9 protein-coding genes and 1 pseudogene are annotated in these 10,240 nt (G+C 58.7%); 3 read left to right on the top strand and 7 right to left on the bottom strand.

The window, feature by feature from the left end; translation table 11 throughout:
* Positions 1-365, top strand: a pseudogene (locus tag ATN84_RS27635) (hypothetical protein); the annotation flags it as partial.
* A 202-nt stretch (positions 366-567) separates the two neighbouring features.
* On the opposite strand, the gene ATN84_RS12735 reads toward ATN84_RS27635, so the two are convergent.
* The 3 genes from ATN84_RS12735 to ATN84_RS12725 form a co-directional block, all read right to left on the bottom strand.
* Positions 568-1,044, bottom strand: a complete 477-nt coding sequence (locus ATN84_RS12735) for a GNAT family N-acetyltransferase (RefSeq protein WP_068882049.1) — start codon at positions 1,042-1,044, stop codon at positions 568-570.
* 325 nt (positions 1,045-1,369) lie between these two features.
* Positions 1,370-1,831: a GNAT family N-acetyltransferase gene (locus ATN84_RS12730; protein ID WP_153020222.1), complete on the bottom strand. Its 462-nt coding sequence runs from the start codon at positions 1,829-1,831 to the stop codon at positions 1,370-1,372.
* Between the two features lie 458 nt (positions 1,832-2,289).
* Positions 2,290-3,846 carry an acid phosphatase gene (locus ATN84_RS12725; protein ID WP_068882046.1) on the bottom strand — a complete coding sequence of 519 codons (1,557 nt, stop codon included), beginning with the start codon at positions 3,844-3,846 and terminating at the stop codon, positions 2,290-2,292.
* A 27-nt stretch (positions 3,847-3,873) separates the two neighbouring features.
* Here ATN84_RS12725 and ATN84_RS12720 point away from each other — a divergent pair, with 27 nt between their 5' ends.
* Both ATN84_RS12720 and ATN84_RS12715 read left to right on the top strand, forming a co-directional pair.
* Positions 3,874-5,160 (top strand): cytochrome-c peroxidase, encoded by a 1,287-nt coding sequence (locus tag ATN84_RS12720; protein ID WP_082766268.1) that lies wholly within the window; start codon positions 3,874-3,876, stop codon positions 5,158-5,160.
* Positions 5,161-5,280: 120 nt separating this feature from the next.
* Positions 5,281-5,958 (top strand): IS110 family transposase, encoded by a 678-nt coding sequence (locus tag ATN84_RS12715; protein ID WP_244491079.1) that lies wholly within the window; start codon positions 5,281-5,283, stop codon positions 5,956-5,958.
* A gap of 388 nt (positions 5,959-6,346) precedes the next feature.
* On the opposite strand, the gene ATN84_RS12710 is transcribed toward ATN84_RS12715, so the two are convergent.
* From ATN84_RS12710 to istA, 4 genes are all read right to left on the bottom strand, one after another.
* Positions 6,347-6,724, bottom strand: a complete 378-nt coding sequence (locus tag ATN84_RS12710; RefSeq protein WP_082766267.1) for a COG4315 family predicted lipoprotein — start codon at positions 6,722-6,724, stop codon at positions 6,347-6,349.
* A 364-nt stretch (positions 6,725-7,088) separates the two neighbouring features.
* Positions 7,089-7,481 (bottom strand): putative quinol monooxygenase, encoded by a 393-nt coding sequence (locus ATN84_RS12705; RefSeq protein ID WP_068882044.1) that lies wholly within the window; start codon positions 7,479-7,481, stop codon positions 7,089-7,091.
* A gap of 257 nt (positions 7,482-7,738) precedes the next feature.
* Positions 7,739-8,551: an IS21-like element helper ATPase IstB gene (gene istB, locus ATN84_RS12700; protein WP_068882043.1), complete on the bottom strand. Its 813-nt coding sequence runs from the start codon at positions 8,549-8,551 to the stop codon at positions 7,739-7,741.
* A complete protein-coding gene (istA, locus tag ATN84_RS12695; RefSeq protein ID WP_068882042.1) occupies positions 8,541-10,067 on the bottom strand; it encodes an IS21 family transposase in 1,527 nt (508 codons plus the stop codon). The genes istB and istA overlap by 11 nt, the downstream gene beginning before the upstream one ends.
* Between the last annotated feature and the right edge of the window lie 173 nt (positions 10,068-10,240).

Below are 10,240 nucleotides of genomic sequence, written 5' to 3'. Positions count from 1 at the left end.
GAAATCGACGCGCTCATGCCGTGGAACTACGCCGCCTAAACGGCCTCAGCTTGTCGCTTACTGTCGGTCGACGCGGTGAAAGAACACGGCGACAAGCTGAAGCCACGAAAGGCAGAGCTCACTGCGTTCCTGGCGACAGCCGACGAACCCCGCCCGCCGATATCATCAGGACGCTGGTCGAGGACATCGTGCTGACGCCGGTGGACGGCAAGGTGGAGATCGACGTGCGCGGCGATCTCCCTGGGATTCTTACGCTTTCCGTCCAAACGAAAAACCCCGCCGGTCGGGCGGGGTCATCGCAAGTAAAGATGGTTGCGGGGGCACGCAACCACCGATACCGACATTCGTTGGAAGTGGCCGTTTAGCAATATTTTTTTGGGTACGCTTATTTGGTTTTGATTTCCAGTTACTGTGACGCTAACGACAAAGTGCTTTCCTTCTGACGGCGCCACCGTTGTATGACCTTGTCAAAATCAACGGCTCGCCAGTCCTGGTTCCACGGGGCTTGGGCAGGAAGGTGAGTCACCGCTTTCAACAACCTTGTTCAGAGCAATTGCCACAGGTTTGCTAACGGGTGGCGGGTGGTTTCGGGCGCTCCATCAGGAAGTGCGTCGGTGTGCGGCCGATTTCAACGAAACCATGTCGGCGATAGAGACTGCCAACTGGGTTCCATAGAAGATACTCAAGCCGCACCGGGGAGCCTACGTCATCGGCCAATTGAAGGCAATGGGCAAGAATTCTCGAACCGATGCCGAGTCCCCGAAACGGGTTCATCAGGTAAAATTCACCAAAACGCAAATGCCCCGGTTGCTCTTGGAACGAAAGAGTACCTAAGGGCCGCCCATCCAGCTCCACCCGAAAGAATGGCTTCTCCCCCAACCGCTGACCGTGGACCTCGCGTTGAAACTGTTCGTTCCATCCCCATCGCTGCCTGATGTGAGGGCCGAGAGCCTGCTCCTTCGCGCGGAATGAGAATTCGAACTCCTCATCCGTCTGGGCAAGTGGTTGAAATTTCAAGTCAGGTGGAAGATCGGGAATTCTCATAAGCTGTAAATCCACACTGAATCGACCGAGGCGCTTCCTGGTATTCTTAGCCTCAGCATGTCGCCAAGTCGCTGCTTGGTGCATCATCTCGCGCAGCAAATCGGCATCAGCGCTCTTCTCAACGAGCGAGCGCAGGTTCATCATGTCGTCGGGTCATCGGTGGTGTCCTTCAGGTTGGTTCTACACCCGCAGACCTTCCTCGGCGATTACCGCGGCATCTTGATAAGCGACGGCATGGGCAGCTCCGCGCAGCCGAATTGCAGCAGGAAGCCGTGCAGGGCAGGCCGGTGATGGTAGGGGCGTAATAGGATGGCAGTTGCGCTGCTCAATCCAGTCGTTTGCGCATCTGAATACAATCGGATGCTATGCCTGCCAACTCACTGGCGTTCCAGGTGAACCGCTCCCATCCCGTCTTTTCATAGAATCCTACAGCCGTGGGTGCGGCATTCACCAGCAGGGTTTTCAATCCGCGACCCTTCGCTTCATCCTCGATAAGAGCATTTAGGACCCGGCCGTGGCCCCTGGCCTGTTCACCGGCATCAATAGCGACCAGCCGCATGACTGCGTTGTCGCCCTTAAGGTCCAAACGGGCGACACCAATATTGCGACCATTCAGACGGAGCAAAAAAGGAAGGTTATCTGGCGCCAGGTCATCCGGATGATTCTCATCGTATGTGACCTCACCGAGCCTACCGCGTACGAATAGGATGGTGCGGCGGATATGATGCATCGCCTTCCAATCGTCTGGTGAGGAAACGATATGCAAACTTAACCCATGTTCTTCCACATAATTCGTATTCTGTTGCCCTGACTGGCATTGGTAGCGCGAATGAGGGCGTTTTCATGATTTCGGGGGATTCCATCCGCCAAATCCCTCTTTCTTTCGCACTGATATCCGCATGCTCACCCTGTCTTGAAAGGAGGCAGGGTTTTGGGTGCTTACGTCTGGAGAAACGGCAAGTTTGTGGACAGGAAGACGAGTTAGGCGATGCATTTGCCGTATGCCGGCCAAGTCTGCATGCCGTCCGTCATTTCCGACATTCTAGAATATCGCTCACCCATCGACGGCAGACCGACCACGTCCCGCTCTGAGCGCCGTGAAGACCTGAAGCGCAACAATGCGTGGAATACGAGCCGTCAATTCTGTCAACATCCATCTCGTTCTCCTGCTTCCCGAACCGCTTTATCTTTTTGTTCAAATACATTTCTGAACGCAAAGCCATTTCACGCCGCTGCTGGCATGTCTTAGTTCAACTGGAGCGCGCCGGTGAGGTCGCCCAGCGGCGGTTCCCCGTGCAAGGCCACGGCCTTGTCGCGAACCACAATGCCATGCAGTTCCGGCAGCTCGAAGCGCTCGGTGATGAAGCGCAGGATCGACGTCGTGTCATAGGGCGTGTGATCGACGGTGCCACGCTTGGCGAATGGCGAGACGATGATCGCCGGGATGCGCGTGCCCGGTCCCCACCGGTCGCCCTTCGGCGGCGCGACGTGGTCCCAGATGCCGCCGTTCTCGTCATAGGTGACGACGACCAGCATATGCGGCCATTGCGGGCTTTTTTCCAGGTGGCCGATGACGTCGGCGATGTGGCGGTCACCGGCCTCGATGTCGGCATAGCCGGAATGCTCGTTGAGATTGCCCTGCGGCTTGTAGAAGGAAACCTGGGGCAGCGCGCCGTCGTCGATCGCCTGGATGAAACGCACGCCGCCGAGCCCGGCGTCGCGGATGTGCTCGCGCCGCGCCTCGGTGCCGGGCGCAAAATTGGCGTAATAGTTGAACGGCTGGTGATGGTACTGGAAATTCGGCGTCGGCTCATGGTTGCCGTGGTCGAGCGTGTATTGCCAGGCGCCGCCATACCAGGCCCAGCTGACGTGCTTCAGGCTGAGCAGGTCGCCGATGGTCGGCTCCGTCTGCGGCGGCAAGGTGGTCGGTTTTGCCGGGTCCGCGAAGCGCGGATCGCCGCCGGGCGCCGGCTCGTTGCCACTCGGCTGATAGGGCGGCTGCATGGTGTTCACGGCGTAGAAATCCGGGGTCAGATTGCCGTCGGAGACGAATTTTGGGATGCCGTCCATCGCCGATTTCGGCGAATTGTCGGCGATCTTGAGCGCCGTACCGCTGTCGTCCGTCACCGAGATCGTCGGCTTGGCCGGGCTCTTGTCGGCCTCAGCATAGTAGGGCGCGCAGGCGCAGATCAACCATTGATGGTTGAAGAACGAACCGCCGAAGCCGCCCATGAAGAAATGGTCGGCCAGCACGTATTTCTGCGCCACCGCCCACATGGCGGTCTTCGAGGCATCCCAGTTGCTCATCACCATGGCGCCCGCATCCGCCCAGGCGACGAACATGTCGTTCTTGCCGCCGTCAATCTGCATCTGGTTCTGGTAATAGCGATGCCACAGATCATGCGTGACTGTGGTGAGCGGAAGGTTGAAGCCTTTCGGATCGTTCACCGTAAACGGCGCATTCGCAAGATGCTCGGTCATCGCCTGCGTCACCGGCGGGGTGACGCCCTTGGCTGTCAGCCCGTCCCAGACCGGCGGCAATTCCTCGAGCACCGAGCCGTCGCGATCGCGCTGCTGCAAGCTTTCCTTGCTGGCTTGGTCGATGCCGTCGGCGCCCGGAAAATGGCCGTAGAGATTATCGAAGGCACGGTTCTCGGCGAAGATCACCACGATAGTCTGGATCTTGTCCAAGCTGGCCGGCGCGGCCAGCGCAGGAGCCGAAATGGCGGCGCAAAAAGCCACGGCGGAGGAAAACGGTGCGAGAGTTGAAGAAAACAGGGTTAGCCCATAGGATCGCTTCATCGCATACCTCTCAGAGTAAAAAGCCGGATGACACCACCATTGCCGCGTCTTTGCAATAGCCGTTCCACCCCATCGTGGTCGCGACTGGCACGCAGGTGGCGGCTGGCCTTTTTCCTGGCGATACTGTCGGGCTCGATTTTTGCCTTCTCGGGACCGGTGGATGCGCAGCCGATGTCGCGGGCGCAGGCTCGAGAGCGGGCGAACATGCTTGCCGCTCTGGGAGCGGAATTGTTTTCCGATCCTCAGCTTTCGAATTCGGGAAAATCCGCCTGCGCCAGTTGCCACGACCCTGCCCATGCTTTCGCGCCAGCCAATGCGCTGTCGGTCCAGCTCGGCGGCCGTGACCTTGCCTATCCGGGCCTGCGTGCGGTGCCGTCGCTCAAATATCTGCAGGCGGTTCCGCAGTTCACCGAACATTATTTTGAATCCGAGGACGAGGCCGACGAAAGCGTCGACAACGGACCGACGGGCGGGCTCACCTGGGACGGCCGCGCCGATTCAGCCCGCGCGCAGGCCCGTATCCCGCTGCTCTCGCCGTTCGAGATGGGAAACGCGAGCCCGGACGAGGTGGTGCGGCATGCGCTCGACGGCGGCTACGGGCCGAAGCTCGCCGCCATTTATGGCAAGTCGCTTCTGGCCAACCGCAACGCTACTTTCGAGGCCGTGCTCAAGGCGCTCGAAGTCTATCAGCAGTCCTGGCAGACCTTCTATCCCTATTCCAGCAAGTATGACGCCTGGCTGGCGGGCAAGGTGGAATTGACGCCCGAGGAGGAGCACGGCCGGAAGTTGTTCGAGGACCCGGAAAAGGGCAATTGCGCGTCCTGCCATTTCAGCGTGCGGGCGAATGACGGCACCCCGCCGCAGTTCACCGACTATGGCATGATCGCGCTGGCTGTGCCGCGCAATCCGGCTATCCCCGCCAACGCCGATCCGGCCTTTTACGATCTCGGCCTGTGCGGCCCGCTCAGGACCAATTTTCTCGGCCGGCCCGATTATTGCGGCCTGTTTCGCACGCCGACGCTACGCAACGTCGCCACCCGCAGGGCCTTCTTCCACAATGGCGTTTTCCATACGCTGAAGGACGCCGTAGCTTTTTATGCCACGCGCGACACCGATCCGGGCCGCTGGTATCCGCGCCGCGCCGACGGCAGCGTCGAGATTTATGACGACCTCCCGGCCCGCTACCGGGACAACATCAACATGGATCCCCCCTTCGGCGGCAAGCAGGGCGATGCGCCCCGGCTGGACGATGGCGAGATCGACGCCATCGTCACCTTCCTGAACACGCTGACGGACGGCTGGAAGGCGCGGTGAAGCATTTTCGCTCACTGGAGAATATCGTTGGCCAAAGCCTTAGACCATATGTGCGATTTACGGCGGCGAAGCCGCTAGGTTTTCCTTGTCGAACTCTACAGGTCGGAAAGGAAAAATGTCATGGAGAGAATAGTTTACGTCGGTCTTGATGTTCATGCCGACACTATAGCCGTCGCAACAGCGGAAGATGGCCGGAACGGAGAGGTCCGCTTTCACGGGGTTATCGAACACAGTGCCGATTCCGTCTTGCGGCTGACGAAACGGCTTGCAGCAACGGGTGCCCGGCCTGCCTTTTGCTACGAAGCGGGTCCCTGTGGATACGGCCTGCACCGTCTGCTTAAAAAGCTCGGGTTTGATTGCGCTGTCGTCTCCCCGGCGATGATCCCCCGCCGCGCCGGTGATCGGATCAAGACCGACCGCCGGGACGCCGAGATGCTGGCGCGGCTATGGCGGGCCGGAGAACTCACACCGATCTGGACGCCAGATGAAGAGCAGGAGGCCATGCGGGATTTGATCCGAACCCGCAAACAGGCTCTCGAAGCGCTGAAGATCGCCAAGCAGCAACTCATGAGTTTTCTGCTTCGTCATGGCCTTCGATATAATCGGCCGACATACTGGACGAAGATCCATTGGCGTTGGCTCAATGAGCTACGCAGGTTCCGCTACCCGCATCAGCAACTGGCATTTGAGGAATTGAAGCGGGCTATTCACCAGATCGATGAACGCATCCGGACGCTCGATCTGGCTATCGAAGATGCAGTGAAGCCTTGGCGGTTTGCTCCGACCAGCTTCGCCTGATCGGGCGCTACCCGGCGCGCTCTTCACCACCCCAAAACAGGGCCCTTTTGCGCGAAGATACCGGGTCCCGATTCAACGGTCATTGACAGGATGCGGCGACATTGCGGACCTAGGACGACGCTGGCTTGGACGTCTGCTTTCAGGCGAAGGCAATGTTTGCCTGAATGTCGTTGATGCAGGCGCAAAGCTGCCGCGCCGGGCAACGGACGTCCGTAAGCATCCGGTCATTACCGCACCTGGCGCTGATGGTGCGAAATCCTCGCTATCGGGATCCGACCTCGTTAGGCTCCGCGAGTAGCGTCTCAGTTGGGGGAGAAGAGCAAGAATTTGTGTCTCATAGGATAGCGGCGCGGGAGCTTGTGCTTCCCGCGCCGACATATTGGGGCGATCAGGGCTTTGCGACATCCCAAACGCCATTCACACCGTCACCAGTCGTATCGCCTTCCTTGGCGTCCTTAACCCAGTAGTAGAGAGGCATGCCATCCTTCGCCCACTGCTTCGATCCGTCCTTTCGGGCGATGATCGAGTATGTGCCATCAGCCTTCGCTTCGTTGGAGGCGATGAGCGGCGGCCAATTCTGAGCACACGTGTCGTAGCAATTGGACGTACCCGGCTTATCTTTCTTGAACGTGTACAGCGTCATGCCCTTTTCGCCAGCAAGCACGTCACCCTTTGCAGTCGTGACGGTATGGATTGGAACACCTGCAGCAAATGCGGTCGTCCCAAACGCCACAAGCGTAGCGGGTACGAGAATGAGAAACTTCATAGTATTACTCCATATTGGAACTGCGGCTCCTAGCGACCGCATTGCTGTAGACACCAAACGCCGTCGATCTATTCCATTGGCGCGAAAATTTTCTGCGCAGCGACAAGGCCTGACACTTGCAGGACGATTTCGGCGCTAGCCCCAGACAACACCCGCAGCCCAACGCCGCGTTCACGCAGATCATCGATTTGACGATCAGGTGTTGCAGGTCATGACCCAGCCTATCCCAGTTCGTCCATGATGACGAAATCGAGCCTTGCGATGAAGTCGGCCAACTTCCCTGTTGGCCGCTACTTGCTCTTTCCTCATGTCTCGCCGCTTGGATGGGAGCATAGAGGTCCCGTTTGAATGCTGATTGACATGATTATTGCGTGGGTGAGGCGAGCACCATCGTTCGGGTCACCTTTTCTTTGCTGAGCATAGGCCGGATTCTGGCGAGCAGCGTGGCGAGCCGCGGATTGTTCGCATGGGCTGCCGCTGCATCCTCATCCGCGTAAAGTTCGGTCAGCATGAGGCGGTCGGGAATGGCTGAACCGTCCTTGTTGACGGGTTGCAGAACCTCGAAGCGCAGGCAGCCTGGTTCTTGTTCGACCGTGAGCCGCGCATGCTCACGCAGGATACTCCGCAATTCTTCCTCTTTCCCGCTCTTCACCGTGTATTCGACGACCACAGCGATAGGCTTCCTATCTGGCGTGGCGGCATGGACAATAGCGGCCTGGAACAGAACGGCCATCGAAACAAGAATAAATTTTCTCATATGAACCTCAGCTAAAAGCGATAAAATAGCGTTGAAATTGGACTCTGAAATATTCCTGATCCATCTTCCTTTTGGTATCAAAAGGTGGCTACAAGATGACGCTAGAGCACGTCCGGGTATCGATGAATCGATTGTGATGTGACGCGGTCTGCGGCTTCTGATTCAACGTCCGCTTTAACGGAGGTTGATGATGGCGAGAGCCTGTTGATTGCCACCGAGAAGTGACCCGGCGTTTCCACCGAGAATTGACCCGCCTCTTAGGTATGTTTCGGGTCTGCGGTCGTGGTCAAGTTTCTACTTTTCTCCTTCGTCGTTTTTGGGTCGTGCGCGGAGCTGTTTTTGAAGCGGAAGCTGTCGTTTCCGGTTTCGAGAATGTGGCAATGATGGGTGAGCCGATCCAGCAGCGCGGTGGTCATCTTGGCATCCCCAAAGACGCTAGCCCATTCGCTGAAGCTGAGGTTCGTCGTGATGATGACGCTGGTTCGCTCGTAAAGTTTGCTCAGCAGATGGAAGAGCAGCGCACCGCCTGACGCGCTGAACGGCAGGTATCCAAGTTCGTCGAGGATGACGAGATCGGAATGAACGAGCCGGTTTGCGATCTGCCCAGACCTTCCCTGCGCCTTTTCCTGTTCTAACGCGTTGACCAGTTCGACGGTCGAGAAGAACCGGACCCGCTTGTGGTGGTGCTCGATGGCCTGGACGCCGATTGCAGTTGCGATGTGCGTCTTGCCTGTGCCGGGGCCGCCGACCAGGACAATGTTGTTGGCGTCGTCGAGGAACTCGCAGCGGTGAAGTTGGCGCACCAATGCCTCGTTGATCTCACTGCTGGCAAAATCGAAGCCGTTCAAATCACGATAGGCCGGAAAGCGTGCGGTCTTGAGCTGATAGGCGGTCGATCGCACCTCTCGTTCTGCCGTCTCCGCCTTGAGAAGCTGCGACAGGATGGGAATGGCGGCCTCGAACGCCGGCGATCCCTGTTCGGTCAGCTCGCCGACGGCCTGTGCCATGCCGTGCATCTTCAGTTGCCGCAACATGATGACGATAGCGCCGCTTGCTGGATTATGACGCATGGCGAACCTCCGTCTTTCTCAGGGCATCGTATCGTTCGACATTGGCCTTGGGCTCATTGATGAGCGTCAGGGCCTGAGGTGCGTCGATAGTGGGCGGGGTGAAGGATTTGCCGTCGACGAGACGATGCAGCAGGTTCAACACGTGCGTCTTGGTCGGAACGCCGGACTTCAGTGCCATATCGACGGCCGAGAGCACAGCCTGTTCGTCGTGTTGAAGGACCAACGCCAGGATATCGACCATCTCGCGGTCGCCGCCCGGCTTCTTCAGCAGATATTGCTGCAAGGTCCGGAAAGCATCGGGAAGTTCGGCGAACGGCGCACCGTTGCGAAGAGCACCAGGCTTTCGCTGCACCACCGCCAGATAGTGCCGCCAGTCGTATATGGTCTGCCCCGGCCGGTCATGAGATCGATCGATGATGCGACGATGCTCGCAAACGATCTGGCCTTCGGCGGCGACCACGACACGGTCCGGGTAAACGCGCAGGCTCACCGGCCGGTTGGCAAAGGATGCAGGGACGCTGTAGCGATTGCGCTCGAGATGCACGAGGCAGGTCGGCGAGACACGCTTCGTATATTCGACAAACCCGTCAAACGGCCTGGAAACAGGCATGAGCGCCGATGCTTCCTCGGCCCAGATGTCGGCGATGGTGCCACGCATCTGGCCGTGGGGTGTCGCTGCCCATAGCTCTATGCAGCGCTGCTCCAGCCAGACGTTCAGAGCTTCCAGAGATGGAAAGCGCGGCGTGGGTTGCCAAAGGCGGTGACGCGCATCCTGCACGTTCTTCTCGACCTGTCCTTTCTCCCAGCCCGAAGCCGGATTGCAGAACTCCGGCTCGAACAGATAATGGCTTGCCATCGCCTGGAAACGGACATTGACGTCGCGTTCCTTGCCGCGGCCGACCTTGTCGATCGCCGTGCGCATATTGTCATAGATGCCGCGACCGGGAATCCCGCCGAAGACACGGAACGCATGATTGTGGGCGTCGAAGAGCATCTCGTGCGTCTGCAGCAGATAGGCCCGTACGATGAAGGCGCGGCTATAGCTCAGCTTCGTATGGGCTACTTGCAGCTTGGTGCGTTCATTGCCGATGATTGCCCAGTCTTCTGACCAGTCGAACTGGAAGGCTTCACCGGGATCGAATGCCAAGGGCACATATGTCCCGCGGCCCGTCGTCTGCAGTTCTCTCTGCCGATCATCGCGCCATTCCCGAGCAAATGCTGCCACGCGATTGTAGGAACCCTCGTAGCCAAGGCTCACAAGATCGGCATGCAACTGCTTCATCGTCCGCTTCTGCTTGCGGCTCTTCTTGGATTCGGTCTTCAGCCAAGCAGACAATCGATCCGCAAACGGATCAAGCTTGCTCGGCCGGTCCGGGACCTTGAACTTCGGCTCCACGCTGTTCAGGCGTAGGTATTTGCGGATGGTATTCCGGGACAGGCCGGTCCTGCGGCAAATCTCCCGGATCGATAGATGCTCTCGAAAATGCCAGCGTCGGATCACGCTCAGTAACGCCATGTCGATCACTCCATAGCCCCCGCTGAAAACATGCGAGGGAAGGTTGGAACATGGGTCAATTCTCAATGGAAATATCGGGCCACGCCGGGTCACTTCTCAGTGGCAATCAACAGAGTGGACACCGGATCGCTTCCGGCGCTGGGCTGCATCGATCGGCCCCGAGACCGAGGGGC

The organism is Paramesorhizobium deserti (genome assembly GCF_001558695.1).
GTDB classification, from domain to species: Bacteria; Pseudomonadota; Alphaproteobacteria; order Rhizobiales; family Rhizobiaceae; genus Paramesorhizobium; species Paramesorhizobium deserti.
Note: the sequence above shows the minus strand (reverse complement) of the source record. Positions and strands in the feature narration are given on the sequence as shown.

Coding starts and splice junctions, on each gene's coding strand:
- ATN84_RS12735 (WP_068882049.1), bottom strand. CDS start 1,044: ATGAGAATTCCCGATCTTCCACCTGACTTGAAATTTCAACCACTTGCC.
- ATN84_RS12725 (WP_068882046.1), bottom strand. CDS start 3,846: ATGAAGCGATCCTATGGGCTAACCCTGTTTTCTTCAACTCTCGCACCG.
- ATN84_RS12720 (WP_082766268.1), top strand. CDS start 3,874: ATGACACCACCATTGCCGCGTCTTTGCAATAGCCGTTCCACCCCATCG.
- ATN84_RS12715 (WP_244491079.1), top strand. CDS start 5,281: ATGGAGAGAATAGTTTACGTCGGTCTTGATGTTCATGCCGACACTATA.
- ATN84_RS12710 (WP_082766267.1), bottom strand. CDS start 6,724: ATGAAGTTTCTCATTCTCGTACCCGCTACGCTTGTGGCGTTTGGGACG.
- ATN84_RS12705 (WP_068882044.1), bottom strand. CDS start 7,481: ATGAGAAAATTTATTCTTGTTTCGATGGCCGTTCTGTTCCAGGCCGCT.
- istB (WP_068882043.1), bottom strand. CDS start 8,551: ATGCGTCATAATCCAGCAAGCGGCGCTATCGTCATCATGTTGCGGCAA.
- istA (WP_068882042.1), bottom strand. CDS start 10,067: ATGGCGTTACTGAGCGTGATCCGACGCTGGCATTTTCGAGAGCATCTA.